The 26,417-nt window shown below is 63.8% G+C and carries 28 protein-coding genes; 17 read left to right on the plus strand and 11 right to left on the minus strand.

All coding sequences use genetic code 11. The features are described 5' to 3' along the window. The first annotated feature begins 4 nt into the window (after window positions 1-4). The 3 genes from BM118_RS15885 to BM118_RS15895 are packed head-to-tail and all read left to right on the plus strand — an operon-like array spanning window position 5 to window position 2,393. A complete protein-coding gene (locus BM118_RS15885) occupies window positions 5-1,162 on the plus strand; it encodes an alpha-D-ribose 1-methylphosphonate 5-triphosphate diphosphatase (RefSeq protein ID WP_092186487.1) in 1,158 nt (385 codons plus the stop codon). Next, the gene (phnN, locus tag BM118_RS15890) at window positions 1,159-1,755 is read left to right on the plus strand and encodes a phosphonate metabolism protein/1,5-bisphosphokinase (PRPP-forming) PhnN (protein WP_092186488.1); all 597 of its coding nucleotides are present in this window, start codon (window positions 1,159-1,161) and stop codon (window positions 1,753-1,755) included. The genes BM118_RS15885 and phnN overlap by 4 nt, the downstream gene beginning before the upstream one ends. Window positions 1,756-1,781: 26 nt before the next feature. Continuing rightward, window positions 1,782-2,393 (plus strand): pyridoxamine 5'-phosphate oxidase family protein, encoded by a 612-nt coding sequence (locus tag BM118_RS15895; RefSeq protein ID WP_092186489.1) that lies wholly within the window; start codon window positions 1,782-1,784, stop codon window positions 2,391-2,393. A gap of 380 nt (window positions 2,394-2,773) precedes the next feature. On the opposite strand, the gene BM118_RS15905 is transcribed toward BM118_RS15895, so the two are convergent. After that, on the minus strand, window positions 2,774-3,505 hold the full coding sequence (locus tag BM118_RS15905) for an SDR family NAD(P)-dependent oxidoreductase (RefSeq protein WP_092186490.1): 732 nt from the start codon (window positions 3,503-3,505) through the stop codon (window positions 2,774-2,776). Window positions 3,506-3,896: 391 nt separating this feature from the next. Here BM118_RS15905 and BM118_RS15915 point away from each other — a divergent pair, with 391 nt between their 5' ends. Together BM118_RS15915 and BM118_RS15920 are read left to right on the plus strand one after the other, a co-directional pair. Continuing rightward, complete coding sequence (locus tag BM118_RS15915) at window positions 3,897-4,142, plus strand: hypothetical protein (protein WP_092186491.1); 246 nt, start codon at window positions 3,897-3,899, stop codon at window positions 4,140-4,142. Window positions 4,143-4,163: 21 nt separating this feature from the next. Next, window positions 4,164-5,117 carry an aliphatic sulfonate ABC transporter substrate-binding protein gene (locus tag BM118_RS15920; protein WP_092186492.1) on the plus strand — a complete coding sequence of 318 codons (954 nt, stop codon included), beginning with the start codon at window positions 4,164-4,166 and terminating at the stop codon, window positions 5,115-5,117. A 477-nt stretch (window positions 5,118-5,594) separates the two neighbouring features. Here the strand turns inward: BM118_RS15920 and BM118_RS15925 are convergent, their stop codons facing one another. From BM118_RS15925 to BM118_RS15935, 3 genes are all read right to left on the minus strand, one after another. Further along, window positions 5,595-6,377: an alpha/beta fold hydrolase gene (locus BM118_RS15925; protein WP_092186493.1), complete on the minus strand. Its 783-nt coding sequence runs from the start codon at window positions 6,375-6,377 to the stop codon at window positions 5,595-5,597. A 3-nt stretch (window positions 6,378-6,380) separates the two neighbouring features. Next, the gene (locus BM118_RS15930; protein ID WP_092186494.1) at window positions 6,381-7,676 is read right to left on the minus strand and encodes an O-acetylhomoserine aminocarboxypropyltransferase; all 1,296 of its coding nucleotides are present in this window, start codon (window positions 7,674-7,676) and stop codon (window positions 6,381-6,383) included. 239 nt (window positions 7,677-7,915) lie between these two features. After that, entirely contained in the window at window positions 7,916-8,716 is an 801-nt protein-coding gene (locus BM118_RS15935) for an IclR family transcriptional regulator (RefSeq protein ID WP_177234355.1), read from the minus strand. Between the two features lie 130 nt (window positions 8,717-8,846). On the opposite strand from BM118_RS15935, the gene BM118_RS15940 reads away from it, so the two are divergent. The 6 genes from BM118_RS15940 to BM118_RS15965 are packed head-to-tail and all read left to right on the plus strand — an operon-like array spanning window position 8,847 to window position 13,450. After that, window positions 8,847-9,812, plus strand: a complete 966-nt coding sequence (locus BM118_RS15940) for a Bug family tripartite tricarboxylate transporter substrate binding protein (protein ID WP_092186496.1) — start codon at window positions 8,847-8,849, stop codon at window positions 9,810-9,812. A 3-nt stretch (window positions 9,813-9,815) separates the two neighbouring features. Further along, window positions 9,816-10,433, plus strand: a complete 618-nt coding sequence (locus BM118_RS15945; protein ID WP_092186497.1) for a flavin reductase family protein — start codon at window positions 9,816-9,818, stop codon at window positions 10,431-10,433. A gap of 53 nt (window positions 10,434-10,486) precedes the next feature. Continuing rightward, window positions 10,487-11,347 (plus strand): fumarylacetoacetate hydrolase family protein, encoded by an 861-nt coding sequence (locus tag BM118_RS15950; protein WP_092186498.1) that lies wholly within the window; start codon window positions 10,487-10,489, stop codon window positions 11,345-11,347. A 2-nt stretch (window positions 11,348-11,349) separates the two neighbouring features. Then, the gene (hpaH, locus tag BM118_RS15955; protein ID WP_092186499.1) at window positions 11,350-12,153 is read left to right on the plus strand and encodes a 2-oxo-hept-4-ene-1,7-dioate hydratase; all 804 of its coding nucleotides are present in this window, start codon (window positions 11,350-11,352) and stop codon (window positions 12,151-12,153) included. Between the two features lie 25 nt (window positions 12,154-12,178). Then, complete coding sequence (locus tag BM118_RS15960) at window positions 12,179-12,562, plus strand: RidA family protein (protein ID WP_092186500.1); 384 nt, start codon at window positions 12,179-12,181, stop codon at window positions 12,560-12,562. Window positions 12,563-12,574: 12 nt separating this feature from the next. Next, window positions 12,575-13,450 (plus strand): amidohydrolase family protein, encoded by an 876-nt coding sequence (locus tag BM118_RS15965; protein ID WP_092186501.1) that lies wholly within the window; start codon window positions 12,575-12,577, stop codon window positions 13,448-13,450. A 31-nt stretch (window positions 13,451-13,481) separates the two neighbouring features. Here the strand turns inward: BM118_RS15965 and BM118_RS15970 are convergent, their stop codons facing one another. Then, window positions 13,482-14,210, minus strand: a complete 729-nt coding sequence (locus BM118_RS15970) for a helix-turn-helix transcriptional regulator (RefSeq protein ID WP_092186502.1) — start codon at window positions 14,208-14,210, stop codon at window positions 13,482-13,484. A 142-nt stretch (window positions 14,211-14,352) separates the two neighbouring features. Continuing rightward, window positions 14,353-15,360, minus strand: a complete 1,008-nt coding sequence (locus BM118_RS15975; protein ID WP_092187023.1) for an LLM class flavin-dependent oxidoreductase — start codon at window positions 15,358-15,360, stop codon at window positions 14,353-14,355. 292 nt (window positions 15,361-15,652) lie between these two features. On the opposite strand from BM118_RS15975, the gene BM118_RS15980 reads away from it, so the two are divergent. The 3 genes from BM118_RS15980 (at window position 15,653) to BM118_RS15990 (ending at window position 17,423) form a co-directional block, all read left to right on the plus strand. After that, window positions 15,653-16,156, plus strand: a complete 504-nt coding sequence (locus tag BM118_RS15980) for a peptidase associated/transthyretin-like domain-containing protein (RefSeq protein ID WP_092187024.1) — start codon at window positions 15,653-15,655, stop codon at window positions 16,154-16,156. Window positions 16,157-16,167: 11 nt separating this feature from the next. After that, window positions 16,168-16,806: a ferric reductase-like transmembrane domain-containing protein gene (locus BM118_RS15985; protein WP_092186503.1), complete on the plus strand. Its 639-nt coding sequence runs from the start codon at window positions 16,168-16,170 to the stop codon at window positions 16,804-16,806. Between the two features lie 128 nt (window positions 16,807-16,934). Then, window positions 16,935-17,423 carry a cyclic nucleotide-binding domain-containing protein gene (locus BM118_RS15990; RefSeq protein WP_092186504.1) on the plus strand — a complete coding sequence of 163 codons (489 nt, stop codon included), beginning with the start codon at window positions 16,935-16,937 and terminating at the stop codon, window positions 17,421-17,423. A gap of 191 nt (window positions 17,424-17,614) precedes the next feature. Here the strand turns inward: BM118_RS15990 and BM118_RS15995 are convergent, their stop codons facing one another. Beyond that, the gene (locus BM118_RS15995) at window positions 17,615-19,447 is read right to left on the minus strand and encodes a caspase family protein (protein ID WP_092186505.1); all 1,833 of its coding nucleotides are present in this window, start codon (window positions 19,445-19,447) and stop codon (window positions 17,615-17,617) included. Window positions 19,448-19,687: 240 nt separating this feature from the next. After that, window positions 19,688-20,179: a septal ring lytic transglycosylase RlpA family protein gene (locus tag BM118_RS16000; protein WP_092186506.1), complete on the minus strand. Its 492-nt coding sequence runs from the start codon at window positions 20,177-20,179 to the stop codon at window positions 19,688-19,690. 499 nt (window positions 20,180-20,678) lie between these two features. Between BM118_RS16000 and BM118_RS16005 the strand changes: the two genes are divergently transcribed. Both BM118_RS16005 and BM118_RS16010 read left to right on the plus strand, forming a co-directional pair. Further along, window positions 20,679-21,158 (plus strand): Crp/Fnr family transcriptional regulator, encoded by a 480-nt coding sequence (locus tag BM118_RS16005; protein ID WP_092186507.1) that lies wholly within the window; start codon window positions 20,679-20,681, stop codon window positions 21,156-21,158. A 136-nt stretch (window positions 21,159-21,294) separates the two neighbouring features. Next, complete coding sequence (locus BM118_RS16010; RefSeq protein ID WP_092186508.1) at window positions 21,295-21,900, plus strand: hypothetical protein; 606 nt, start codon at window positions 21,295-21,297, stop codon at window positions 21,898-21,900. 161 nt (window positions 21,901-22,061) lie between these two features. Here BM118_RS16010 and BM118_RS40475 read toward each other — a convergent pair whose 3' ends face one another. After that, window positions 22,062-23,108, minus strand: a complete 1,047-nt coding sequence (locus BM118_RS40475) for a hypothetical protein (protein ID WP_143099477.1) — start codon at window positions 23,106-23,108, stop codon at window positions 22,062-22,064. 759 nt (window positions 23,109-23,867) lie between these two features. Between BM118_RS40475 and BM118_RS41430 the strand changes: the two genes are divergently transcribed. After that, window positions 23,868-24,119, plus strand: coding sequence for a hypothetical protein (locus BM118_RS41430; RefSeq protein WP_177234356.1), 252 nt, complete (start codon window positions 23,868-23,870; stop codon window positions 24,117-24,119). Between the two features lie 261 nt (window positions 24,120-24,380). Here BM118_RS41430 and BM118_RS16030 read toward each other — a convergent pair whose 3' ends face one another. Both BM118_RS16030 and BM118_RS16035 read right to left on the minus strand, forming a co-directional pair. Continuing rightward, the gene (locus BM118_RS16030) at window positions 24,381-24,740 is read right to left on the minus strand and encodes a hypothetical protein (RefSeq protein ID WP_092186511.1); all 360 of its coding nucleotides are present in this window, start codon (window positions 24,738-24,740) and stop codon (window positions 24,381-24,383) included. 84 nt (window positions 24,741-24,824) lie between these two features. Continuing rightward, window positions 24,825-26,348, minus strand: coding sequence for a DUF1254 domain-containing protein (locus BM118_RS16035; protein ID WP_092186512.1), 1,524 nt, complete (start codon window positions 26,346-26,348; stop codon window positions 24,825-24,827). Window positions 26,349-26,417 lie beyond the last annotated feature (69 nt).

A 26,417-nucleotide genomic window follows, 5' to 3' on the forward strand; every position in this document is an offset into this window, starting at 1 on the left:
GGAAATGAACGCCAAGCCGAAGGACACCGTGATCGCCAACGCCAGGATCGTGCTGGCCGACCGGGTGATCGAGCAGGGCTGGCTTGCTCTTGCGGATGGACGCATCGCCGAGATCGGCGAGGGCAGGGCGCCCGCGGGCGCCGAGGATGCCGGCGGCGATCTGATCATGCCCGGCCTGATCGAGCTGCACACCGATCATCTCGAAGCGCATTACGTGCCGCGGCCGAAGGTGTTCTGGAATCCGGTCGCCGCCGTCGTCTCCTATGACGGCCAGCTCGCCACGTCAGGCATCACCACCGTGTTCGACTCGCTCCGGGTCTGGCGCGAGGACGGCGCCGAGGAAGTCGACGGCCGTGCCGGCACGCTTGCCGCCGCGATCACCACCGCGCGCGACGCCGACCTGCTGCGCGCCGACCACTTCCTGCATCTGCGCTGCGAAATCCCGATGCCGAGCGTGGTCGAGGAGGCCAAGGAGCTGATCGACCGCCCCGACGTCCGCTTGATGTCGCTGATGGATCACACCCCCGGCCAGCGCCAGTTCCGCGACGAGGGCAAGCTGCGCGACTATTATCGCGGCAAGGGCGGCGGCAAGACCGACGCCGAGCTCGACGAGCTGTTCGCAAAACGCTTCGAGTATCAGAAGGCTTATGCCGCGACCAACATGCGCGAGATCGTGGCGCTGGCGCATCGGTACAAGATCCCGCTCGCCAGCCACGACGACACCACCGAGGAGAATGTCGCGGACGCCGTGCGCGATCGCATTTCGGTGGCGGAATTCCCGACGACGCTGGAGGCCGCGCGCGGCCTGCATCAGGCCGGCATCGACATCCTGATGGGCGCGCCCAACGTCGTGCGCGGCGGCTCGCATTCCGGCAATATCGCTGCGGTCGATCTCGCCCGCGAGGGCCTGCTCGACATTCTCTCGTCGGACTACATTCCATCGAGCCTTCTGATGGCTGCGCTGCAATTGCCGGAACATGTGCCCGCGATCAGCCTTCCGGCGGCTGTTCGCACCGTGACGAAAGCGCCGGCCGAGGCGGTCGGTCTCTCCGACCGCGGTGAGATCGCGGTCGGCAGGCGCGCCGACCTCATCCGCGTGCACATCGCGGGCAGCGTGCCCGTTGTCCGCAGCGTCTGGCGCGAAGGAGGCCGGGTCGCATGAGCGAGACCGCGACCATGGCGCAGGGCGAGGCGGGTGCGATCGGCCCTGGCCGGCTCGTGCTCGTGGTCGGTCCCAGCGGCGCCGGCAAGGACACCTTGCTGCGGCTGGCGCAGGCGGCCTGCACCGACGATCAGAACGTCGTCTTTCCGCGTCGCGTCGTGACGCGGGAGTCCTCCGCGGCTGAAGACAACATTGCCATGAGCCCGGACGAATTCCGACGCGGGATCGATCACGGCGATTTCGCCGTGCATTGGGACGCGCATGGGCATTCCTACGCGCTGCCGCTCGAAATCAACGACGACATCCGCGCCGGCCGCGCCGTCGTCGTCAACGTCTCGCGTACCGTGATCGCCGCGCTGCGCCAGGCCTATGCCAATGTCGTCGTGGTCGCCATCACGGCGCCGCCGGATGTGCTGGCGCAGCGGCTTGCCGCTCGCGCCCGGCACAGCGACGGCAATATCGCGGACCGGCTGTCCCGCAGCGTCGACGACGCAGCATCGCAGGCCGATGTCACCATCCTCAACGCCGGCAACGCGGATTATCACAGCCGCCAGCTCGTGCGCGTGATCAGGAACGAAGGCTGGCGCGAGTAACCGCCGGCGCAAAGGAGAGTGGAAGAATGTCGGTGATCGAAACGGTCGAGCAGCTAGAGGCCATCTACGGCGCCACCAACGACGCCTCGACCGTGAAAGTCGCCGACCACGTCACGCCGCTCTATCGCATCTTCATCGAGAAGGCGCCGTTCGCGGCGCTCGCCACCATCGGGCCCGAGGGCATCGACTGCTCGCCGCGCGGCGATCTGCCCGGCTTCGTCCGCATTCACGACCCCAAGACGCTGATGCTGCCGGATCGCCGCGGCAACAACCGGGTCGATTCCCTGCGCAACATCGTGCGCGACCCGCGCGTGTCCCTGATGTTCCTGGTCCCCGGCTCCGGCAATGCGGTCCGCGCCAACGGCCGCGCGCATCTGTCGATTGATCCGGAGCTGCTGGCGTCCTTCAAGGTCGAAGGCAAGGCGCCGCGCAGCGTGATGGTGATGAATGTGGACGAGATCTACTTCCAGTGCGCCCGCGCCATCGTCCGCTCCGATCTCTGGAACCCGGACAAGCGGATTGATCCGAAGACCTTGCCGACGCCCGGCCAGATCCTCGCCGAGATGAGCCAGAACAAGGTCGGCGGCGAGGAGTACGATCGCAGCTGGGCGGCGCGTGCCGCGGCGACGATGTGGTAGCTGCTCTTACCCTCTCCCCTTGTGGGAGAGGGTGGCTCGCCGCGATAGCGGCGAGACGGGTGAGGGGTCTCTCTCCGCGAGTCCAGAATCGTAGGGTGGGCAAAGGCGCACTTGCGCCGTGCCCACCGCATGTCCAACACCGCGATAGAAATGGTGGGCACGCTCCGCTTTGCCCACCCTACGGCTGCGACGATGTGGTAGTGCACTTACCCTCTCCCCCTGTGGGAGAGGGTGGCTCGCCGCGAAGCGGCGAGACGGGTGAGGGGTCTCTATCAGCGAGTCCAAATCTCATTCGAATACGCCGATGGATACCCCTCATCCGGCGCTACGCGCCACCTTCTCCCACAAGGGGAGAAGGGAACAGCCTTGATCACCTCGTTTCAATTAAACGCCATCCCGCCGCTCAGCGCGATGGTCTGGCCGGTCATGTAGGCATTGTCGACCAGCAGCATCACCGCCTTCGCCACCTCATCCGCGGTGCCGAAGCGGCCGAGCGGGATGCGACTGACGAGTTGGGGCTGGCCGCTCATCATGTCGGTCTCGATCAGCGACGGCGCCACTGCGTTGACGGTGATGCCGTCTTTCACCAGCCGCGCAGCATAGCCGCGCGTCAGCCCCTCCATGCCGGCCTTGGACGCATTGTAGTGCGGGCCGATCGAGCCGGCGCCGCGGGCCGCGCCGGAGGAGATGTTGACGATGCGCCCCCATGTCTTCGCGCGCATCGCCGGCAGCACCGCCTGCGTGCACAGGAAGGCGGATTTCAGATTGACCAGGATGGTGCGGTCGAAATCGTCCTCGGTGAGGTCGTCGACGCCGCGCGTGATGGCGATGCCGGCATTGTTGACGAGAATGTCGATGGGGCCAAGCTCGGCCGTGACGCGTGCGACCATCGCAGCGACGGCCTCGCGCTGCGACACGTCGGCGGCAACGGCGATGGCGCGGCCGCTGCGCTTGTTGATCTCGCCCGCCAGTTGCTCGGCCTGCCCGATCCGCTCGCGGCAGTTGATCGCCACCGCCGCGCCGGCCTCGGCCAGCCGGCGGCAGACCGCGGCGCCGATCCCGCGTGAGCCGCCGGTGACGAGCGCTGTGCGTCCCTTCAGATCATTTGCCATGCCGGGATCTCCCAATCTTCTGTTTTGCGCCCGACGGAGCCTATCATGCTGGCCACTCGCCGGTGTTGAACTCATCGCGAGATGAATCTGCCTGTCAGCGCTTGCGGCGGGAGAAGCGGCCCAGCGCGCCGCTCGTAATTATGGATAGCCATTTCATTGACCGATCGCGCCAATCACTCGATATTCGAAGCATCGAAACTGCTCCTCGAGCCGAAGCCGCAACATGAGAACCGATCACCAGCGTAATCCAGGCGACATGCACGAATGCATGACGCGGCGCTGTTGTTCGGCGGCCACCGGCGCCTGTTGTTGTTGCTGACCGCCTCCTTCTCAGCACGTCACATCGCAAATCCCAAGACAGGAACGCCGCAATCCCGGCGAATGAGCAGTCATGTCCCAAGCCCAGTTCGAAGCCCAATTCGAAACCCAATCCAACGCCTACATCATCGAAATCCACGACCGCGCCGCCGGCATCATCACAAGAGACGCGCGCGGCTTCCGCTTCTTTTCCTCCGAGCGCCTGTTCGACAGCCTCGAAGGCCGCCAGTTCCGCTCGGCGCGCGAGGCCGAGCGGGCGGCGCGCGCGGTGTTCGCCGAGCGGAGCCGGCGCGCACATTCGCAACTCTTCGCCAACTGATCCCACTGAAAGGACCGCGATATGATTACCCGACGACACATTCTCGCAACGACACTCCTGCTCGCGACAGCTCTGGCTGCCCCCGCACGCGCCGAGGACAAGCCCGCCGAAATCCGCATCGGCACCCAGAAAGGCGGCTTCTTCCCGGCGGTGCGCCAGCGCCAGACGCTCGAAAGCGCCTTCAAGCCGCTCGGCATCGAGATCAAGTGGATCGACTTCCAGTTCGGTCCGCCGCTGCTGGAAGCGATCAATGTCGGCAGCGTCGATTTCGGCTATGTCGGCGACTCCCCGCCGATCTTCGCGCAGGCCGGCGGCGCAAAGATCCGCTACGTCGCCGCGGTGAAATCGGACGGCAACACCCAGGCGATCGTCGTGCCGAAGGATTCACCGGTTCACTCGCTGGCCGATCTCAAGGGCAAGCGCGTCGCCTTCGGCAAGGGATCGAGCGCGCACAATCTCCTGGTCGCGGCGCTCGAGAAGGCCGGCCTGTCCTGGTCCGACATCACGCCTGCGCCGCTCGCGCCGGCCGATGCGACGGCGGCCTTCGTGAAGGGCTCGGTCGACGCTTGGTCGATCTGGGATCCCTATCTTGCGCTCGCCGAACTGAAGGAGAATGCGCGCGTCATCGCCTTCGACAAGGATGTCCACAAGCCGAACGCCTTCTACATCGCCGGCACCGATTTCGTGGAGAAATATCCCTCGCTCGTTGCGAAGCTCAACACGGCCTTCGCGTCCGAGGGCGTATGGGCGGATTCGCACCATGAGGACGTGGCGAAGGCGCAAGCGGAGGCGACCGGCGTCGACATCGAAGCTGTCAAGCGCTTCGTCGCCCGCTCCAATTATCGCGTGGTGCCGCTCGATGCCGAGGTGGTCAAGAGCCAGCAGGCGGTCGCTGATCGCTTCGCCAAACTCGGCCTGATCCCAAAGCCGGTCAACGTCTCCGACATCGTCTGGAAATGGACGCCCGGCTCCTGAGGTAGCATCAACGAGAATGTCGTCATGCCCGGGCTTGCCGTCTTCGCCTAGGCTTCGCCGGCCCAACATCTGTAAGCCCGGCGAAGTGTTCGCGGAGCCGGGTCCCGGGCATCCACGTTCTTCGTTCCGTGCAGCTAAAGCACGATGAAATTAGGTTCGGCGGCGTCGGTGATTCACCTCTCCCCGACGGGGAGAGGTCGGATTGCGCAGCAATCCGGGTGAGGGGCTGCGGCACTCAGCGAGACCAGATCCTCTCACCCGGATCGCATCTTCGATGCGCTCCGACCTCTCCCTACGGGAGAGGTGAATCGAGCCCTGAGCCACATCGATTCAACCAAAATTCATCCCGCTTTAGTCGTGGATGGCCGGGACCTAGGCGAGCGGAAGCGACGCCGTCCTTTGGACGGCTATGCCCGGCCATGACGCTCTGGAGGCGTTTGCGCCTAAACTTTCAGCGCGAATGCGATAGCTCTGGGCTCAGCCTTTCAGCGCCGCCAGCAACTCATCCGGGCGCTCGGCCATGATCATGTGGCCCGCGCCCGGCACCACGACGGTCTTCGCATGCGGGATCGCGGCCGCGAGCGCCTTGCCGGCCTTCGCCGGTGTCATCATGTCGCGCTCGCCGAGGATCAGCGTCGCAGGCACTTTGACGCTCGCGGCAGCTTGAAGCGCATTGGCGTAAGCGTTGCAGGCCGACAGATCCCTGAACAGCACGCCCGGCTCGCAAGACTTCAGCACCGCCTGCGCGCCGCCATGCATCCACAGGCCTGGCGCGAGGCTGCCGCCGAGCTCGGCGTTGAAGCCGAGGCCCCAGATCGACACCATGTCGTTGGCATCCTGCGAGTTGGCCTCGGCCGCCTTCAGCAGATCCGGGCCGACCGTCATGGTCGCGGCGGTGCCGATCAGGCTCAGCGCGGAGACCCTGTCGGGGTGCCGCGCGGCGGTCTCCAGCGAGATCAGCGATCCCATGGAGTGGCCGATCAGATGCGCCTTCGCAACTCCTGCGGCATCGAGCAGCGACGCCGTCCAGTCGGCCATCTCGGCGATGCTCGATAGCGAGGGACCGGCCGAGCGGCCGTGACCGGGCATATCAGGCGCCAGCACGGAGTAGCCGTGATGGGCGAACCAGCGCGTGTGCAGTGCCCAGGTCGAATGGTCGAAGCCGGCGCCGTGGATGAAGACCACCGTGGGCAGGGACTTGTCGAATTCGCGGCCGCCGGTCGCGACAAACACCTCGGTGCCGTTGACGGAAAGCTTCATGGCCTAAACCTTTTGCGAGATGCGCAGCGCTTGATTGAGGTCGTCGATGATGTCCGACGCCGTCTCGATGCCGACCGAGAGCCGCACCAGCTCCTCGCCGATGCCGGCGGCCTTGAGCTGCTCGGCGTCCATCTGCTGGTGCGTCGTCGAGGCCGGGTGGATCACCAGCGTCTTGGCGTCGCCGACATTGGCGAGATGGCTGATCATGCGCAGCGATTCGATGAACTTGCGGCCGGCGGGCCGTCCGCCCTTGATGCCGAAGGAGACGATCGAGCCGGCGCCGCGCGGCAAGAGCTGCTTGGCGAGCTGGTAATCCGTGTGGTCCTCGAGCGAGGGATGCAGCACCCAGTCGACGGCCTTGTTGGCCTTCAGCGCCTCCAGCACGGAGTGCGTGTTCTGCATGTGACGGTCCATGCGCACGCCCAGCGTCTCCACGCCCTGCAAGAGCTGGAACGCGTTGGTCGGCGACAGGCAGGCGCCGAAATCGCGCAGGCCTTCGGTGCGCGCGCGCATGATGAAGGCCGCGGTGCCGAACTGCTCGTCGAAGACGATGCCGTGATAGCCGCCATAGGGCTCGGTCAGCACGCCGAACTTGCCGGAGCCGCGCCAGTCGAAGCGGCCGCCGTCGACGATGGCGCCGCCGATCGCGATGCCGTGGCCGCCAATCCACTTGGTCGCCGAATGCATCACGATGTCGGCCCCCAGCTCGATCGGCCGGCTGAGATAGGGCGTGGCGAAGGTGTTGTCGATCAGCAGCGGAATCTTTGCCTCATGCGCGATCGCCGCGACCTTCGGGATATCGAGCACCTCGAGCCCGGGATTGCCGATGGTCTCGCCGATCACGAGCTTGGTGTTCGGCTTGATCGCCGCGCGGAATGCAGCGAGGTCGCGCGGCTTCACGAAGGTCGTGGTGATGCCGAAGCGCGGCAGCGTGTGCGCCAGCAAATTGATGGTGCCGCCATAGAGCGAGCTCGACGCCACGATGTGGTCGCCGGCGTTGAGCAGCGTCGCGATGGCGAGATGCAGCGCGGCCATGCCGCTCGCGGTGCAGATCGCACCGACGCCGCCCTCGAGCGCCGCGAGCCGCTCCTCCAGCACGCCGGTGGTGGGATTGGAGATGCGCGTATAGATGTGGCCGGCGCGCTCCAGGTTGAACAGCGCGGCGGCGTGATCGGAATCCTGAAACACGTAGGACGTGGTCTGGTAGATCGGCACCGCGCGGGCGCCGGTCGCGGGATCCGGATGCTGGCCCGCATGCAGGCTCAGGGTCTCGAAGGCAGGCGGTTTTGGCGCGGGCATGCGTGGCCTCGTTGCTCGGTCGGCGATGGCGGCTCTTGTGCCACAAAACGGAGCGCCACGTCAGCCCATTGACAGCGCCGCGATGACGGTGCGCTCCCTCGCCCCGCTTGCGGGGAGAGGGTTGGGGTGAGGGGGACTCTCCCCGGGGACGGTGGCAGTTGGATTCGCGGAGACTCCCCCTCACCCGGAAATTTGCTCCGCAAATTCCGGCCTCTCCCCGCACGCGGGGAGAGGCGAAGCTAACCCCGGATCGCCCGCTCGATCGTCTGCGCCTCCCGCAGCAGGATCTCTGCGACCTCCTGCTCGCGGCGGGGGCCGAGCCTCGTCCGAACGGCGGAGACCGTCATCGCCGCGGCGGGCTGTCCGTCCGGGGTCTTGATCCAGGTCGAGATCGATTTCGTACCCTGCACGAGGCCGACCTCCCTCAAATAGTAACCGCGCTTTCGTGCTGCGGTGGCCTCGCCGATCACGGTTGCGACGTCGGTCTGGTAGGCCTCGAACCGCTTCTCGTTGGCTGCGACGATTTTTCGCGCGTCCTGCGCCGGCATCGCGGCGAGGATGGCGACGCCGGCGCTAGAGACGCCGAGCGGCCGGCGCGCGCCGACCTCGATCGACAGCACCTGGATCGGATAGACGCCGATCCTGCGATCGACGCACAGCGTGTCGTTGCCGGTCCGCGCCGTCAGGAACAGCGTGTCGCCGATCTCGGCAGAGGCGCGCCGCAGCGACGGATTTGCCGCGACCAGCAGCCGCGACGGCCGCGCCCGCGCCAGCGCCAGTTCCGGCACCTGGTTGCCGATCGCGTAGCGGCCGGTTCGATTGTGCCGCTCGACGATGCCTTCCTCGATCAGCACGTGGACGATGCGGTGCACGGTCGGACGGGTGAGGCCGGTCGCCCGCACGACCTCGGCCAGCGGCACACCGTCCTCGCGGCCCGCGGCAAGAATGCGCAGTACCGCGAGCGCGCGCCGGATCGCCTGCGCACCCTGTCGCGGTTCTGTCACGCCGCGGACGGCTTTCGCGGAAGGTCGCTTGTCCATAATATGGACAAGAACGCCACAATTCACTCGACAGGTAAAGCGCGCATCTGGAGATTGCGCTCCGATCGAGATGCCTTTCGAGACGTCAGGGCATTCGACGTGAAATTGGAAGCGCCGCCGGGAGGTTAACATGAGATTAATCTGGATTGCCATAGCTGCCGCAGCCGCAATGCTGGCCGGGCCCGCAGCGGCCCAGCAATGGCCGGCGCGCAGCGTCAAGCTGATCGTGCCCTATCCGGCCGGCGGCAATGTCGACAGCGCCGCGCGCATCATCGCCGACAAGCTCCAGGAAAAGCTCGGCCAGCCCTTCATCATCGAAAACAAGGCCGGCGCCGGCGGCATGATCGCGGGCGAGGCTTTCGCGAAATCGGCGCCCGACGGCTACACGCTGTTCGTCGGCGCCAACGGCCCGGTGCTGTTCGCGACCGAGATCAACAAGCGCGACGCCTATAACTGGAAGAAGGACTTTCTGCCGATCTCGACCATCTCGATGACGCCGCTGGTGCTCGAGGTGCATCCCTCCGTCCAGGCCAACAATTTCAAGGAATTCATCGACCTCGCCAAGCGCGAGCCCGGCAAGCTGACCATGGCTTCGCCCGGCCCCGGCACCACCAACCATCTGCTCAGCGAGCTGATGCAATCCAGCCTCGAGCTGCAATGGGTCACCGCGCACTACCGCGGCAACGCGCCGGCCATCAACGACCTGCTCGGCGGGCAGGTGCAGTTCGCGTTCGACCAGCTCACGGTCAGCCTCCAGCACATCAAGGCCGGCCTGTTCCGCGCGCTCGCGGTCACCAGCCCGCACCGCCTGAAGTCGCTGCCTGACGTCCCGACCTTTGCCGAGCTCGGCTACAAGGATTTCGACGGCCAGACCTTCACCGGCCTGTTCGCGCCCGCGGGCACGCCCGCGCCTGTCGTCGACAAGCTGCACGAGACGCTGATTGCGATCCTGAAAGACCCCGGCGTGATCGACAAGTTCGAGAAACTTGGCGGAGAATCGACCCCGATGACGCCGGAGGAGTTCAGGGCTTATCTCGAGCGCGAGGACGCCAAGTGGATTCCGGTCGTGCGCAAGGCCAACATCAAGGCGGACTGAGCGATGCGGATCGACCCCACCGAGCTCGGCGCGGAGCGCATCTACCGGCTGATGACCGGCATCGTGGTGCCGCGCCCGATCGCCTGGGTGACGAGCCTGTCGCGCTCCGGCGTGCTCAACCTCGCGCCCTTCAGCGCCTTCACCTTCGTCTCGCAGAAGCCGCCGATGCTCGCGATCAGCGTCGGCCGCAAGGGCGCGGATTACAAGGACACCGCGCACAACATCCTCGATACCGAGGAATATGTGATCCACATCGCAGATACCCCGCTGATGTCAGCGGTGCACGACAGCTCGATCGAGCATCCGCCTGAAGTCAGCGAGGTCGAAAAGCTCGGGCTCGAAACGCTCGCCAGCGAGCGCATCAAGGTGCCGCGGCTCGCTGCCGCGCCGGTCGCGATGGAATGCGTGTTCCGGCAGTGCCTCGAATTCGGCGAGGCCCGCAGCCGGCTCATCGTCGGCGAGGTCGTGATGTTCCACATTCGCGACGGCCTCGTGGAAAATGGCAAGGTCGAGACCAGGGCGCTCGACCCGATCGCCCGCATCGGTGGTCCCCGCTACGCCCGCCTCGGCGAGATCGTGACGCTGAACGCGGTCTTCCAGACTCCCAAATCGAAAGACTGAGCGCGGCCCATCGCGCCGGGTTTTGTGCCCAAAGACCATCGGAGAAAACGACAATGCGACTCCTGAGCTATCTCTTGGACGGCGAGCCCCGCTATGGCGCGGCTGTCGCGGGCGGCGTGGTCGATCTGACCCGGCGGATCGGCCGCGACTTCTCCGACGTGAAGGCGCTGATCGCGGCCAATGCGCTGGCGGACGCTCAGGAGGCGATTGCCGATCAGAAGCCGGATTACGCGCTCGATGATCTCGTCCTGCTGCCGCCGGTGCTGGCGCCGGAGAAGCTCTGGTGCATCGGCGTCAACTACGCCGAGCGCAACGCCGAGTACAAAGACAATTCGGACCTGCCCAAATATCCGAGCCTGTTCGTGCGCAGCATGTCCTCGATGACAGGCTCCGGCCAGCCGCTGGAGAAGCCCAAAGTCTCGGATCAGCTCGACTACGAGGGCGAGCTGGTCATCGTGATCGGCCAGGGCGGCCGTCATATTCCGCGCGAAAGGGCCTTCGAACACATCTTCGGCATGACGCTGTGCAACGAGGGCACGATCCGCGACTGGCTGCGCCACGGCAAGTTCAACGTCACGCAGGGAAAGAATTTCGACCGCTCCGGCAGCATCGGTCCGTGGATCGTCACCGCGGACGAGCTCGACCCGCGCGGGCCTCATGACATCATCACGCGCGTCAACGGCGAGGTGCGGCAGCAGGACACCACCGAGCGGCTGATGTTCCCGTTCGATTTCCTGATCTCCTATCTCTCGACCTTCGCCACGCTGAAGCCCGGCGACATGATCGTGACGGGCACGCCGACCGGGGCGGGCGCGCGCTTCGATCCGCCGCGCTGGCTGAAAGTCGGCGACGTCGTCGAGGTCGAGTCGAGCCGCATCGGCGTGCTGCGCAACACCGTGGCCGAGGAGCGATAATCATGCTGGATGCCGCCACGATCGAACGCCTTGCTGCGCGCCTGGATGAGGCCGAGCGCACCAAGACGCTGATCCCGATGTTCTCGAAAGAGTATCCCGGCTTCACCATCGAGGATGCCTACGCCGTCCAGCGCGCCTGGACCAAGCTCCAGCTCGGCCGCGGCCGCGTCATCAAGGGCCACAAGATCGGCCTGACCTCGAAGGCGATGCAGAACGCGGTCGGCATCTCCGAGCCCGACTACGGCGTGCTGTTCGCCGACATGTTCTATGCCGACGCCACCCCGATCCCGTTCGATCGCTTTCACGCGCCAAGAATCGAGGTCGAGCTCGCCTTCGTGCTGAAGGCGCCGCTGCGCGGGCCCGACTGCACCATCTTCGACGTGCTCAACGCCACCGACTACGTGACGCCGGCGCTGGAGATCCTGGAGACGCGGATGCATCGCGTCGATCCCGAGACCGGCAAAACGCGAAAAGTGATGGACACGATCTCCGACAATGCCGCCAACGCCGCGCTGGTGCTCGGCGGCCGGCCGTTTCGCCCCTTGGATGCGGATCTGCGCTGGATCGGCGCGCTTCTGTTCCGCAACGGCGAGGTCGAGGAGACCGGGCTTGCCGCCGGCGTGCTCAACCATCCCGCCAATGGCATCGCCTGGCTCGCCAATCGCCTCGCGCCGCATGACGAATATCTTAAGGCCGGCGAGGTGGTGCTGGCGGGATCGTTCACGCGTCCCGTGGACATCCGCCGCGGCGACACCTTCCACGCCGACTATGGCGCGTTCGGCTCGGTGTCGTGCCAGTTCGTCTGAACCAACACAGAAGAGGGAGCGCACCATGACACGGCGCAAGAGCATCCATATCGGCGGCTTCAAGCACGCCAATCCGATTCCGAACGCCTGCCGCATCGGCAATCTCGTGATGTCGGGCGTCATCCTCGGTCGCGATGCGGCCGGCGCCATGCCCGAGAGTCTCGACGCGCAATGCGCCAACATGTTCGCGCACATGAAGGCGACGGTGGAGGCGGCCGGCGGCACCACCGACGACATCATCAAGATGACGGTATGGCTGAAGGACCGCTCGCAGCGCGGGCCTGTGAATGTCGAGTGGCTGAAAATGTTTCCCGACGAGCATTCGCGCCCGGCGCGTCACGCGCTGCCGATGGACAACATGGACGGCGGCGCGCTGGTGCAGTGCGACTTCACCGCCGTGATCGACTGAGGGAGTTTGCGCATGCCGACCTATCTGCCGTTCGACCCGAACCCGCGCCGCCCGGTCAAGGCGCCGCCGCCGAAGACCATCGACAGCCAGTTCCACGTGCTCGGGCCCGTCGACAAATATCCGGAGCGCCCCGGTGCGGCCTACCGGATGCCGACCGCGACCTGGGAAGCGGCGCTGCGCATGCACAAGACGCTCGGCATCGAGCGCGGCATCATCGTGCAGACCACGACCTATGGCGCCGACCATTCCGTCGTGCTCGACGGCCTCGCCGCGATGGGCCCGAACTATCGCGGCTGCGCCAACGCGCTGGTGTTCGCGGAGGCGAGCGACGGCTATCTCTCCAAACTCCACGACGCCGGCGTGCGCGGCGCGCGCTTCAGCTTCCGCCAGGAGCTCGGCGCGGTGCTGTCGGATGCCGATTTCGCCCGCGCCATCGCCCGCATTCGCGAGCTCGGCTGGTACGTCAAGATCCAGCCCGAGAAGGACGGCATCGTCTCCAGCGTCGCCAAGTACGAGAATCTCGACGTGCCCGTGCTGATCGACCACATGGCGCGCCCCGATCCGCAAGCCGGCAGGAACGATCCCAACCTGCGCAAGATGCTGGAGCTGCTCGCCAGGGGCAATTTCTGGGTCATGCTGTCGCTCGGCGAGAAGACCTCGAAGGCCGGCCCGCCCTACGACGACGTGATCCCGATCGCGCGCGCCTATATCGAGGCAGCCGTCGACCGCTGCGTCTGGGCCAGCGACTGGCCGCATCCGGTCTCCGTCAAGCAGCCTCCCAACGACGCGGATTTGCTCGAGCTGATGTACCGCTACGCGCCCGATCAGGCGACGCTGGAGAAGATTCTGGTGCACAATCCGGCAAAGCTGTTCGGCTTTGCCGATTGATCGACTCCGGTCGCGATCGGGCCTTTCACGCTCAGGGCGAGATGATCCGGTCGCGCATGGCGATCATCACGGCCTGCGTGCGGGTGGCTGCGCCGAGCTTCTTGCAGCAGCTCTTGATGTGCGCCTTCACGGTGCGTCCCGTGATGGCCAGGGCGTCGGCGATTTCCTCGCTGGATCGCCCGACGGCCGCGAGCGTCAGCACCTCGCGCTCGCGCGAGGACAGTGCGAGCTGCGGAGTCTCGGGCAGGCCGCGCAGCTTCAGCACCCGGTCGAAGGCGTAAAGCGCCATGAGGTGGAGCGCGGGGAGATCGCGCTCCGGCAGATCGATCTCGGCGCCGCCGAACCACACCTGGCCGGTGCGGCCCGCTGGTGAGATGACCGGGATCACCACGCCATCCACCATACCGAAGTCGCGGGCGCGTCGCACGAGCTCGACGGCGCGCGGCTCCCGTTCCGGATCGTACGGCGCTTCCCTGAACCAGCGGAACGGCTGAAGTGTTGTCCTGCAATAACGCAGCGCGGGATCGTGCCACACATACTGCGCCTCGGAATACATATCGAGAAAGCCGGCCGGCAACCGTTCGGCGAGAACGGCCGCGCGCGGCGTTTCGGTCGACAGCGGGGTGACATAGGAACTGCAGAAATAGTCGAAGCCGTGCTGGCTGAGCGTGCGGCTCATCGCATCGAGGATGCTCGCGACGTCCGGAAGCTGCCGCACCGTCTCGACGAAGTCGAATGCTCGACTGCGGTCCACGTCCATCGGCGGCCTACGATCAGGCTTTGAGGGATCGGCGCTACGCTACCCCTCCAGGCACCGAGTATAGGACGTCAATGCCGTCGCTGCAATCTGCGCGAAATTTGCCACGCGCGGGACAGCATCGCCGGCGTCCGGCCCGGTGTGATCACCGGGCCGGCTGCGCCGCCAGCCTGTCACGCACCTCAGCCGCAATCTCGAACGAGCGCAGCCGCGCGGCGTGGTCGTAGATCTGGCCCGTGGTCATCAGCTCGTCCGCGCCGGTCTCGGCGATCAGCGCCGTCAGCTTCTGTTCGACCACAGCGGGCGAGCCGACCGCGGAGCAAGACAGCGCCTGCGCCACGCCGGCCTTCTCCGCCGGCGACCACAGCGTGTCCATGTCGTCGACCGGCGGCGGCAGCGGGCCGGGCGTGCCGCGGCGAAGGTTGATGAACTGCTGCTGGAGCGATGAGAACATGCGCTGCGCCTCCGCGTTGCTGTCGGCGGCGAACACGTTGACGCCGACCATCGCATAGGGCTTGTCGAGCTGCGCCGACGGCTCGAAGCGCGCGCGATACTCGCGCAGCGCCGGCATCATCATCTGCGGTGCGAAATGCGAGGCGAAGGCGAAGGGCAGGCCGAGCATGGCCGCCAGCTGCGCGCCAAAGGTGCTCGATCCCAGGATCCACAGCGGCACATTCGTCCCCATCCCGGGCACGGCGCGGATCGTCTGGTTCGGCTTGACGTCGCCGAGCAGCGCCTGCAGCTCCAGCACGTCATGCGGAAAATTCTCGGACGTGGTGGCGAGGTCGCGCCGCAGCGCCCGTGCGGTGAACTGGTCGGTGCCCGGCGCCCGCCCGAGCCCGAGATCGATCCGCCCCGGATAGAGCGACTCCAGCGTGCCGAACTGCTCGGCGATGACCAGCGGCGAATGGTTCGGCAGCATGACGCCGCCAGAGCCGACGCGAATGGTTTTCGTGCCGCCCGCCACGTGCCCGATCACCACCGACGTTGCGGCACTCGCGATGCCCGTCATGTTGTGATGCTCGGCCAGCCAGAACCGCTTGTAGCCCCAGGCCTCGGCGTGTTGGGCGAGATCGAGCGAATTGCGGAACGCCTGCGCCGCATCGCCACCTTGGCGGATGGGCGCGAGGTCGAGCACGGAGAAGGGGATCATGTGAGGATTCCGGAAGTGGGAGATCTGCGCGACCCTGCGCGTTTGCAGGATCACATGTAGTGTCGGAAAGACGCCGCCGTTCAAGCGTTTGAGCAACGACGGCATTCAAAATTGCCGAGCTGGCGCAAAACTGCGGTGTGGAGCGCATGGCTGGTGCTTTGGACGCTGTGGCCTGCACCTCCGTTCACAACACTGTTATTGCGACCTATTGCACATGTCGTCGCAACTGGGCGTCTGGCGCCTGTTGTTGTACCCTCGGCGGGCCACTGCGCCGTTGCCAGGAGGAATGGACATGACCATGGTCGTACTCAACCGCCGCAACCTCCTCGCTGCTGGCGGCTCCGTCCTGGCAACCGGGGTTTTGGCAAGCGGGCTTCCCGGCCTCCTGTTGCCGGCCCGCGCGGACGGCCTCGCCCCGACCGAGTCGATGTCGGGCGGGGCAAACAACTACCGCAAGGGCGCGGCGATCGTGGACCGGATCGGCAAGGGCGGCTTCTGGATGAGCGGCACCGTCCGCCGCGCCGGCGACGGGGCTCCACTCGCCGGGCAGCGCATCCAGATCTGGGCGCACACGGTCGAAGGGCAGGAGCACGAGCCGCAGAGCCATGGCGCCACGCTCACCGACAAGGACGGCAAGTTCCGGCTCGAGATGCCGCAGATCATTCCCATCTTTGGCCAGCCGCATGGTCACCTCGCCTATGACAGCGGCGAGTTCAAAACCGTCTTTCTGCGGCCGGTGATGCGGAGCGCAAAGGAAACCAGCCTGGAAGCGCATTTCGTCCTTCAGCCGGCCTGACCGCGTTGCGAATGAAGGGGTGGAGATCGGCCCGGGCGACCCTGATCTGGGTCGCCCTTGCTTTGGCCATCGGCGTGCCGATCGCCAAAGCTGCGGGAAGCGAGCAGCTCGCATGGCGCGGTCCGGTCTACATCCTCGCCGGGTTTGCAGGGATCATCGCCCTCGGCCTGGTGCTCGTTCAGCCCCTGCTGATTGGCGGATATCTGCCGGGACTGTCGGCCTATCGCGGACGCCGCGCCCATCACTGGATCGGCGGCGCGCTTGCTCTGGCGGTGGTGATCCACGTCGCCGGCCTCTGGTTCACCAGCCCGCCCGACATGATCGACGCGCTGACCTTCTCATCGCCGACGCCGTTCTCCCCCTTTGGCGTGACCGCCATGTGGGCCATCTTCACCGTTGCGCTCCTGGCTGCGCTGCGCCGGCGATTGGGACTGCGACTGCGAACGTGGCGCCTGATTCATGTGCCTCTCGCGATCGTCATCGTTGCCGGCAGCGTGGTCCATTGCCTGCTGATCGAGGGGACGATGGAGACGATCTCGAAGGCGGTGCTTTGCGCAGCTGTCCTCGCGGCAACCGTAAAAGCCATGGTTGACCTGCAGGTGTGGCGAAAGCGAAGGACGTTGCGCGGCGAGAGCATTGCGCCGCGGTAAGCCAGGCGCGATTGATCGCGATTTACAGACGTCTTTATTCAAGCGCCTTGATTCAAGCACGTTGGGCGTCGTCATCGCCTGTGTGCGCTCTGCTTGCCGCAGATCGCGACGCGGCGTATCCTTTTGCGATGGTTGTCAGTGCTCCCGAGATGAAAGCGTTCCTGCTCGCTACGCCGTTCTTCGGCGGTCTCCCGGACCCAGGCCTCGACCTTCTGATTTCGATGCTGGTCGAGCGCCGCTTTGATGCCGGTGCGACCGTCGTGGCGGAAGGCGAGCCGGGACGCTCGATGTTCATCGTCAAATCCGGTCGGCTGACGGTGAGCAAGCGGGCGAATTCGGGGAGCGTCATCCCGATTTCCATTCTGGAGCCCGGCGATTTCTTCGGTGAGATGTCGCTGATTGAAATGCAAGATCGTTCCGCCACGGTGGCCGCGGAGAGTTCGACGGTGCTTTACGAGCTGACGGCGCAAAAGCTCTACGCGTGCTACAAGGCCGATATCCACGCCTATGTGATCGTCCTGCAGAACATCAATCGCGAGCTTTGCCGGCGGCTGCGCCGCTCCGACGATCGCCTCACCGGACACGAGGTGGGCGAAGAGGAACCCTCTGCGCGATGAATATGCTTCTTCGCGATGCCGCGCAGTTCGCTCTTGTACTTTTTGGCGAAATTCGTGGCGCGGATGGAGCGACGCGCAATCCGGGACGATTGCATCCGCGGCTAACGGTCCAACGCATCGAAGCTCGCGAGCTTGGCGTCGAGCCGGCAGCTTCATGTACCGAAGGTTTCTTCCTCGCCCGTCACTCGTTCTCAGTTGCAGATTTCTGCGCCAGCGTAGCCCGCACGGGGATTTGCACCTTCGATACGACACCCCGGCCGAAGGGGACGACAACCCGCATTGTTACAAAACATACGACCTGTCGCCTGCGGTTTCGAGGGCGCGGCTTCGCTCTTCTTTCTCTCGTCGTCGCGCGGCTTGGCATCCTCGCGCGTTGCAACCGGCTTCTTGTCCTGCACCTTCTCGCATTCGTTGTCGTCGTTGACGCGATAGCCCGCGCGGCAGGTGATCTTCACGCAAGCGTCGCCATCAGCCCTGGAGCCGCGGTCGCAGACCAGCGGGCAGACGCGTCCTTGCTTGCTCTTGATGGCGTCGAGAGCGTCGAAGCTCGCCAGCTTGGTGTCGAACTTCGTTCCGGCATGCTTGTTGAACAGCGTCAGTGAGCGCTGCGCGGCAGCGTTCCATTCTCCGTCCGCTGCACCCGTCAGACACCCGACGCGACGGAGTTCTGACTGCACCAGTTTGGCCGTCTCCTGCGGCGAGAGACTCGGCGCCGATTGTGTTGGGGCAACCGCCGCGACCTTCTGCTCGCCGTCACGCTGAGCCTTCTCGGTCGCCTGCTTTGCGGCCAGCTCGGCGGCCGCCTTGTCGTTCGCGATCTTGTCGGCGAGTGCCTTCTCGGCGGCCTGCTTGTCGGCCAGCGCCTTGGCCACGGCGGCCTCGGCGTCCTTCCTGCGCTGCTCGGCTGCGGCCGCCTTGGCTTCCTCGATCTGCTTGGCCTTCTCGGCCGCAAGCCGGGCGTCCTCGGCGGCCTTGGCGACGGCAGCCGCCTTGTCCTGCTCGGCCTTCTTGGCGCGGTCCGCCGCAAGCCGCGCCTTCTCCTCCTCTGCCTGCCGAGCCTTGTCTGCGGCCACAGTGCGGGTTTCTTCGGCGGCGATCTTGTTCAGCTGGCCCTTGGCGAGATCGGTGTAGAAGCCACTCGGAAAGCGGTTGAGGAAGGCAGTCCATCCTTCACGCGTGCCAAGCTGAAGCGCCAGCTCGTAGTCGCGCCGGATTTCGCTGTCGGGGCTTGCCTGCGGCCCAGTCGCGACCGGTTTCGCTGCGACCAGCGGCACGTCGTCGCCGCCGAGCGAGCCGTAGACATAGGGCTCCTGCTTGTAGCCGGTGTTCTTCAGGACATCGTCGCGGACGAAGCCGAAGGCCTTGCGCAGGTCGAGCCCCGGCGTCGGCAGCCGCTCGACCAGGGCGGCGGCGAACGGACTATTTTTGGAGTCGCCATCCGAGGCCGTCGAGCCCGCCTTGGCGGCGAAGGCAATCATGGTGTTCGGGCTGGTCGGCTCGATCTTGGCAAGTCCGCGCCCGATGGCGCGCGAGGCGACCGTGCGCTTCATCGTCTTGGCGAACGGATTGTCCCTGCAGGCGTCCAGAATGACGAGGCGAAGCTGCTTGGCAGGCTCCACGGCAAAGAGCGCCCGGTCGAGCGCGACGGTCTCGTCGAGCACGTCGCCGTCGGTTTCCAGCGCGGCATCCGTGGGGATCAAATAGTTCGTGCCGTCCAGCTCGATGCCGTGCCCGGCATAGTAAATGACGGCAACTTGGGCATCGCGGGTCCGGCCCGCGAACTCGCGCAGCGACCTGCGCATGTCGGCGGCGTTGAGGTCGAGCCTGACATCGACATCGTCGAAGCCCGCCTTCTTGAACATGCCGCCGACCAGGGTGGCATCGTTCGCCGGGTTGCTGAGCCGGGGGACGCTCTTGTAGGCCGAATTGCCGATGACGAGCGCCACGCGCTTCTCGGCATGGGCCGGACCGCAGGCAAGCAAGACGGCGAATATTAATAATGCAAAAGGACCAAAACGACTCACAGCAGTCCCCCCGGAATGCAGTCTGAAAGATTAGACAGAGCCTGACGAAAAGCAAATGCTTGCTCTGTGATATTGGTCACAGGAGGGCCCCGCTCGGCTCAAGCGAGTTGAGTTAAGGTTCATCTCCTCCGCTTGCGCCCGGCCGCATAGCATGAACTTGGCCCCGTGGATCCGAGGCGAGGAGGTCATCGGGGCCGCCCGCTGTCCGGGACGTGCACGACCTCCTTCGCGCGGGGACGCTCAGCCCACCGGTCCCGGAATCCAATAGTCCCCTGCAAGCGGGCGAACTCTGACGTCATCAATGACCCCGAGTTCCAGGCTTGGATCGAAATGGCGCATCGTCCGCTCGTTGAGGTCAATGATGCGGCCGGGCCTTAATGGCCCCACGTCATTGATCTTGACGATGACCTTCTTGCCGACGGCCTCGACCAGGGCATATTTCGGCCTTGCGCCAAATTGGACCCCACCGAACTTCCGACGCAGATTCGTCTTGATGGCGGCCGCCCAGACAGAGGGATCATAACGCTCGCCGGAGGCTGTGTTCGGACCGCCCTCTTCCTTGCCGGGCTTGAATGGATTGTACATGGATGCTGCGCCAACGATCGCCTCCCCGGAAGCGGCATCCACGACGGCGCTCGAGTGAACGCCACTCACTTCACTTCGCGCAACGGAAACAGAAACGGCAAGCGCAACCAGGGCGCCGCAAATTGCGGCGCTCGAGCGGAACAGCATCGTAACTCCTGTGATTTTTTTCGAACGTCCGGTTCCCGATCCCGCAAGCATGGTCAAGCGAACGCGGCAGCGTTCATGAACTTGCGCCAATCCCTTGCGGATTCGAGCCAACCCCTTGGCTATGGAACCGTTGTGCGAACCGGAGTGGTCCTCACGCAGTGTTCTCACCGACTAAGACAGAGATTGCGTCAGCAGAATGGCCCGGTGGAACCCGGGATGGAGTGGCGCGTGCGACGACGACGTTCATCACCCGCGTCAAATTACAGGCGAGGACCGAGAGCGCGCAGGATGGGTCGAGCACTTGCGAAACCCATCATGCTTCCGGGCAGGCAAGGCGCGATGGGTCTCGCTTCCGCCTTCGCTCTTTGAGCTACGGCCGACAAGTCGCTTGACCCATCCACGAGACTTTTGCCGGCAGCATTGTTCGAACATGTCGGGCGTCGTCAGCGCCGATGTGTGCTCTGCTTGTCGCAAATGGCGATGGGCGTATCGTTGCGCGATGGCTGTCAGTGCCCCTGATCTGAAAGCGTTCCTGCTCGCGACGCCGTTCTTCGGCGGTCTGCCGGACTCAAGTCTCGACCTCCTGATTTCGATGCTGGTCGAGCGCCGCTTTGATGCCGGCGCAACGGTCGTGGCGGAAAGCGAGCCGGGACGCTCGATGTTCATCGTCAAGTCCGGCCGGCTGGCGGTGAGCAAACGGGCGAATGCGGGGAGCGTCATCCCGATTTCCGTTCTGGAGCCCGGCGATTTCTTCGGTGAGATGGCGCTGATCGAAATGCAAAACCGCTCGGCCACTGTGGTCGCCGAGAGTCCGACGGTGCTGTACGAGCTGACGGCCCAGAAGCTCTATGCCTGCTACAAGGCCGACATCCACGCCTATGTGATCGTGCTGCAGAACATCAATCGCGAACTATGCCGACGGCTGCGCCGGGCCGATGATCGGTTTGCCGGGCACCGGGTGAGTGAAGACAATAGATAATGCGTAGGATGGGTAGAGCACTTGCGAAACCCATCATGTTTCGTCATCGCACGAGGCCTCGGAGCGAAATAGAGTTGACCGCGGGTTCCGCGGGTGATGCTGTTGGCCGACACTTTTCATCTGTAAGAGTGAAGGCATGGCACGGGCGATAATAATAGGGATAGTCTTGCTCACATCACCTGCGTTCGCCGCCGATGATGTGCTGCTTCGCAACATGGATACTGTTCTTGATTTTGTGGGAACTATGTCTGCGAATTGCGTGCAGCACTACGACGAGGGGATGACACCCAAAGCCCGGGCACAACTGCAGTTTTCTCAAGTTGAGATAGCAGCATACTGTGTATGCTCCACCAAACTTTTGGTACGTCAAATGGGGAATTCAGACTTTCAAGGCTTGGCGGTAGGTAACGAACTGCCAGCGAAGCTTGGGCCGATCCTCAAGCAGGCCCGCTTTGATTGTGCGAAGAAGGTATGGGACGCAAGAAAGCAGGGGCAGAACTCGGCTGATCCTAACATCCCGCCTGCGATGAAGCGGCTAATGGATGAAGCAAAAGAGCAAGTGGATGCGGATGCGAATGGCGCACTCGGCCAGAAGGCACGCGACGCGTGCGGTCGACGATTAGGGATAGCCGCTAACGCTGCGAATGGCCGAGACGTTGCCCGCCTCTACGGGGCACAGAAGGCGGCCGCATGGACGGACTGCGTGGTTGAGACGATGTATCCTAGTCCGGCTCAGCGATAGGTGGTCGATGGTTCGGCTTCGCTTTGGGCCCAAGGCAGCGCGTAGGATGGGTAGAGCACTTGCGAAACCCATCATGTTTCGTCGTCACACGTCGCCTCGGTTTCACTTCGCTCTACCCATCCTACGAATCGCTCTTCTTGGGAGGAGAATGCGAACAGTATCTAACGCTTTGTTCCAGTCTTCCTATTCTTCTTCTTCTTGGTGGACGGGCGACGTTCCTCAGGTATTCCGCGGACCGTTGGCTTGCGGACCTTTACCTTGCGCGCTTCTGCTCCACATGCTTCGCATCTCACTACGTAATCGCCGTGGCGGCCAAGATCTGGTCTCCAATCGGTTTCGATCTTTCGTGATCCGCAGCGTCCGCATTTTTCCGGCGGTTGTACCTTTTGACGAAGCGTCTCCAGCGCGAAGATGTCGACCACGTGCGAGGTCGCAACTACTGCTAGGCGCGCATCCTCCCGAGTGGCGTTCCTCGCATGCGTGACCCAATTTACAAGGCGCCATGCCCGATCGGAGGTGTTCTTCAGATAGCCTCTTGTAAATTCTGCGGATCCGCCTCCTGCTATGTGATTCGCTATCAGGTCGGACCAGCCGACAAAATCACCGATTTTGGGTACCTGATCGCCCATCGATACGTTGCCATGTTCGCTAACTTCACGCACCAACGTGAGAAGGGTTTCGCGGCATCGCATTCCGACGGCTTGAAAATCGGCCGCTTCATCGGCTGCATCGAAGGCATCATGCGCTTGAACAAGATAGCGGGTGGTCGTTGGGATAAACGCTTGCTCTGCCTCACTACCTTGTGGTCGGTTGGCGGCGCCAACGCGTGCCATTAGGCCAATGTGGAACGAAAGCGTGTAATCCAAGCTCGGCATCAAACTTTGAGAATACAAGTTCGTTGGGCTGGTTATCACCCACCAACGGGCTTTGTTCGGATCAATAGCGTCCGTGTGCACATCCCAAACATCATAGTCTGTCCCGAGAACGCGTTCGCTCGCAATTTTTTCCGCGTGAAGCACCCTTTCTTGATCCCTTTCTGGATCTTTGTTTGATTGCCATTCGACATAATCAACGATCGCTGCCTTTTCCTCATCCGATGACCTGAACATTAGCTTGTGAAGCTCTGACTTCGGCAGAGCAGGCGGAATGATGCAGCTTTCCGGTCTAAGCATTCTGTTCGGATCGTCTGTTTGGTCGTTGTCCTCCATTGCTACTTTCTCCTTGCTGGGAGGCTTCTGCTCCTAAACTAGCCTACCACGCCCTGGATGTACTCAGAGAGGGCCGAGCACCTATATTGGCTGCGTCGGTCTGACCCGTCGGGCAAAACACCCGCCTCATGCAAAACCCCGTCAATCCCCCGCCGCAAAAATATTCCACTTTACCGAAATTCGGAATTACGGCATTCTCTCGTCATCCCGGTTCTCGGAGAGGGGCGATCGTACGTCGTAACGAACGTGGATCGGGGTGCGGTGGACGCGGCTGCGTCGGGCACGCGAAGGCTGGACCAGGGCGAGATGAACCTCGTGAGGTCCTGCTGCGTGCGGACGAACGGCGCCAACGCCTTGCGAAGCCCTTTGGGCGAAGCAGGGTGAAGCTGCGTACGGCAAAATCGTGTGGTCCTGACCGTCGTTGCTACGGTCAAGCCTTGCGGAGATGCTTCTAGGCTCAACCGGGTCTCGGAACATCGCCAATTCGCAAGGTGACGGAGGCCAGAAGGAACTCGGCTCCGGGGAGAGCGCGCATACGCCGTCAACCCATCGCGCAGGGAAGGCCGGGTGTTTTCCGGCCCACCTGTTGTCCCGTCTGCGCATTTGCGTGTGCAAATTCTTCGCGCAGCGGATCATGGGTGCCAGCCGGCACCCGGTCTTCCCTGCGCCCTCTTCACTTGGAGAGGGTCAAGGAAACGAGCAAAACTCGGGCGCAACATGCCGCGAGAATGCTGATCTGTGCGCAATTGAACCCAGAGAATGGTGCCGCATCTCGATTTTTACACGTTGGGCTATCCGGCAAGCCTCTTTGCTCAATGGGCAAAGAAGGAAATGGACCTTTACCAACGCGCGAAGAATGTCCTCGAAACTTTGGCGCAGCTAAATGACGCGATGGGCCAGACTCAGACATACGACGGTCCGATCAGCTGCGGACGAGCTCGGTTCATCGCGATCGCTCATCGTAGCGGTTCGACGTTCGCCGTCATGTCGGGAGCGCGGGTGACCCGGTAGGTCGCGTTGCTGCATCTCAGGACCCAGACGGCGTGGTCTGGCCGGGAGCGTTTGTTATCTCTCACGGCACCAAGCGGTTTGTCACAGGTGAAACCTTGTATGCGAATCTGTGCCGCCAGCATCGATTGCGGAGTTTCTGCCTGTTGCGCCCTGACTGATGGATTGCAAGAAACAACTCCGGCAGCCAGCAATATCAATCCAAGCCGTCTATCCATAACTATGGTCCTTCTCGCAGTTCGATAGGAGTTTCCGCGCGAAATCTCACGCTCGCCTGGGAGCCATGCACTCAGCAGCCAGCAGAGCAGTGAAAAGCAAGTGCAGGATAGCAGCGGGCCATAGCAGTGCACCCACTAATGTCCCCATCATTCCCAGATAACCGAGATAAACGGTTGCGAGTAGATTATAGACGAGCATCGCCCGAGTGACAGGTCTCGCAGAGGGGTCCGGCCAGGACGTCAACGCAAAGCCCAGCAGAACTATGCCTGTCAGCCGACCGAGCGCCTGGCCCGGCTCGGACAATTCGGCTCCGAAAATCAGCCGTCCAAAAAGCACCGGGCCGAGGAACAGGATCAGCCCGGTGGCGGCGGCTTCTACAGCGGCAGCGGTCGTAGCCCATTTCATGGTAACGTCTCTCACAGCGACTGCCTGAAGTGCATGCTCGCCTCGGAAAATCGATACGCACTTCCGATCATGCACAAACGCGCGTTAGCGCGTTCCCTTCCCGACTGTTACTTCGAGCACCTTCCTGACCGCTGGAACTTTGTAACGTCCGTCGTAAGCAGCCTCTTTCGGGAAGTAGTTGCGAAGCGTGAGGTTGAACTGCCCGAGCGGGGTCGGCAGCCAGTTCGACTCCTTGTCTTTACCCGGCGAGGTCGCCTGCAAATAGATGTCCAACGATCCGTCGGCGTTGAACTGAAGCGGCATCCATGGGGCGATGACGTAGCGGTCGAGAGCGTTCCGCTCGTAAAAATTGCCCTTGTATTGCGACACCGACCACGTGCCATTGGTCGGCGGCAGCTGATCCTTCTCGAACCGCATCACGTAGCTGTTGGCGCTGTCGAGCGGCTGACCGTCGGCGTCCACGTAGGCCGTGGGGTAAACCGTGTCTTCGCGCATATCGGCGCCGAGACCCATATAGGCGACGCCGGCTCGGGTGTTATAGTCGGTGCCATAGCGGCCCAGATTGAGCATGTTGATCCAGCCGTTGACATTTTTCAGCTTGGTGATGTCTTCGGCCATCTTGATCTGAACTTCCTTGACGGCCTTGTTCAGGCCCGCGGCGATACCGCCGTCGATCTTGCTGATGTCGAAGGGCTTGCCGGGCTCGATGCCAAGTCTCTTCAATCTCGCAAGCGCCCGTGAATCCTCGGCATAGGGTGGGTTGTCCTTCATCGCCATCGCAAGGCGATTGAAGAATGTGCCGGCATCCATTTGCGCCACCTGGTCGGGTGGCGTGATCTTGACATCGACCTTGCTGTCAACGGGAACCTTGGTCGGTGGTGTGTAAGGCGTGCTCCATGCACTCAGCGGCGTCAGCGTGTAACCGGCCTGGATCGCATTGACCGCGGCGAAATCAGCGGGTCCATTGGCCTGCGTCTGACCGAGCGCCCACGCATATCGCGTCGATGAGCGGAACGTTTCCTTGATGCCCGCCGGAGCCGTACCTTTCCAATTCGGCCCGACGATCAGAAAATTGCCCGGCGACGTACCCGTCGTCCGCTTGCCGGCCGACCCGAAGACGTCCGTCCACATATTCATGATCGAGAAGACGTAGTAGCGGTCTTTGGTGTCGGGGACCGAAAGCACGATCGGCTCATTTTCCAAATCCACCCATCCGGTCGTCCACAGCGAGTTCAGGCTGATCCGCACGACGTTCTTGAAATCCGGGCTGACATAGCTCGGCATCTTGGCGAGCTGGTTGATTGGTGCTGCCGTGCCATCCGCATTCGGCGCCGGGGCCGCGGTCAGCACGTCACGCGTCACGTCCATCATCACAAGCGGATAGCCGTACACATATGATTCCATACCCAGGAAATAGGCGGCCGCCTCCCGCATATCGGCCGCGACGTCTTTCAAGTCGCTGGTGGTCTCGTCCCACCATGCTCGCAAGACGCCCTGAGCCACACCGGACTTCGGCGCGAGGAGAACGGCTGTGCCGACCGCCAGGGCTCCTAATCCAACATCCCGCCGGTTGAGCGCAGACAGGCTGATCTTGTCATTCCGGGTCATGGCACTCTCCCTTGTTTCGACCTGAACGGCGGTTCTCCGAAATAGGTCTGCCAACAAAAAATGCCTTGG

This window comes from Bradyrhizobium sp. cf659, from assembly GCF_900113725.1.
Classification (GTDB): domain Bacteria; phylum Pseudomonadota; class Alphaproteobacteria; order Rhizobiales; family Xanthobacteraceae; genus Bradyrhizobium.

Excerpts from the sequence above, each read along its gene's own strand:
- BM118_RS15895 (WP_092186489.1), top strand. The coding sequence starts at position 1,782 with ATGTCGGTGATCGAAACGGTCGAGCAGCTAGAGGCCATCTACGGCGCC.
- BM118_RS16000 (WP_092186506.1), bottom strand. The coding sequence starts at position 20,179 with ATGCTGTTCCGCTCGAGCGCCGCAATTTGCGGCGCCCTGGTTGCGCTT.
- BM118_RS15960 (WP_092186500.1), top strand. The coding sequence starts at position 12,179 with ATGACACGGCGCAAGAGCATCCATATCGGCGGCTTCAAGCACGCCAAT.
- BM118_RS15905 (WP_092186490.1), bottom strand. The coding sequence starts at position 3,505 with ATGGCAAATGATCTGAAGGGACGCACAGCGCTCGTCACCGGCGGCTCA.
- hpaH (WP_092186499.1), top strand. The coding sequence starts at position 11,350 with ATGCTGGATGCCGCCACGATCGAACGCCTTGCTGCGCGCCTGGATGAG.
- BM118_RS16010 (WP_092186508.1), top strand. The coding sequence starts at position 21,295 with ATGGCACGGGCGATAATAATAGGGATAGTCTTGCTCACATCACCTGCG.
- BM118_RS15970 (WP_092186502.1), bottom strand. The coding sequence starts at position 14,210 with ATGGACGTGGACCGCAGTCGAGCATTCGACTTCGTCGAGACGGTGCGG.
- BM118_RS15930 (WP_092186494.1), bottom strand. The coding sequence starts at position 7,676 with ATGCCCGCGCCAAAACCGCCTGCCTTCGAGACCCTGAGCCTGCATGCG.
- BM118_RS15935 (WP_177234355.1), bottom strand. The coding sequence starts at position 8,716 with ATGGACAAGCGACCTTCCGCGAAAGCCGTCCGCGGCGTGACAGAACCG.
- BM118_RS15965 (WP_092186501.1), top strand. The coding sequence starts at position 12,575 with ATGCCGACCTATCTGCCGTTCGACCCGAACCCGCGCCGCCCGGTCAAG.
- BM118_RS15915 (WP_092186491.1), top strand. The coding sequence starts at position 3,897 with ATGTCCCAAGCCCAGTTCGAAGCCCAATTCGAAACCCAATCCAACGCC.
- BM118_RS15975 (WP_092187023.1), bottom strand. The coding sequence starts at position 15,360 with ATGATCCCCTTCTCCGTGCTCGACCTCGCGCCCATCCGCCAAGGTGGC.
- BM118_RS15920 (WP_092186492.1), top strand. The coding sequence starts at position 4,164 with ATGATTACCCGACGACACATTCTCGCAACGACACTCCTGCTCGCGACA.
- BM118_RS15940 (WP_092186496.1), top strand. The coding sequence starts at position 8,847 with ATGAGATTAATCTGGATTGCCATAGCTGCCGCAGCCGCAATGCTGGCC.
- BM118_RS15980 (WP_092187024.1), top strand. The coding sequence starts at position 15,653 with ATGACCATGGTCGTACTCAACCGCCGCAACCTCCTCGCTGCTGGCGGC.
- BM118_RS15990 (WP_092186504.1), top strand. The coding sequence starts at position 16,935 with ATGGTTGTCAGTGCTCCCGAGATGAAAGCGTTCCTGCTCGCTACGCCG.
- BM118_RS40475 (WP_143099477.1), bottom strand. The coding sequence starts at position 23,108 with ATGGAGGACAACGACCAAACAGACGATCCGAACAGAATGCTTAGACCG.
- BM118_RS15885 (WP_092186487.1), top strand. The coding sequence starts at position 5 with ATGAACGCCAAGCCGAAGGACACCGTGATCGCCAACGCCAGGATCGTG.
- phnN (WP_092186488.1), top strand. The coding sequence starts at position 1,159 with ATGAGCGAGACCGCGACCATGGCGCAGGGCGAGGCGGGTGCGATCGGC.
- BM118_RS15925 (WP_092186493.1), bottom strand. The coding sequence starts at position 6,377 with ATGAAGCTTTCCGTCAACGGCACCGAGGTGTTTGTCGCGACCGGCGGC.
- BM118_RS41430 (WP_177234356.1), top strand. The coding sequence starts at position 23,868 with ATGGTGCCGCATCTCGATTTTTACACGTTGGGCTATCCGGCAAGCCTC.
- BM118_RS16035 (WP_092186512.1), bottom strand. The coding sequence starts at position 26,348 with ATGACCCGGAATGACAAGATCAGCCTGTCTGCGCTCAACCGGCGGGAT.
- BM118_RS16030 (WP_092186511.1), bottom strand. The coding sequence starts at position 24,740 with ATGAAATGGGCTACGACCGCTGCCGCTGTAGAAGCCGCCGCCACCGGG.
- BM118_RS15950 (WP_092186498.1), top strand. The coding sequence starts at position 10,487 with ATGCGACTCCTGAGCTATCTCTTGGACGGCGAGCCCCGCTATGGCGCG.
- BM118_RS16005 (WP_092186507.1), top strand. The coding sequence starts at position 20,679 with ATGGCTGTCAGTGCCCCTGATCTGAAAGCGTTCCTGCTCGCGACGCCG.
- BM118_RS15985 (WP_092186503.1), top strand. The coding sequence starts at position 16,168 with ATGAAGGGGTGGAGATCGGCCCGGGCGACCCTGATCTGGGTCGCCCTT.
- BM118_RS15945 (WP_092186497.1), top strand. The coding sequence starts at position 9,816 with ATGCGGATCGACCCCACCGAGCTCGGCGCGGAGCGCATCTACCGGCTG.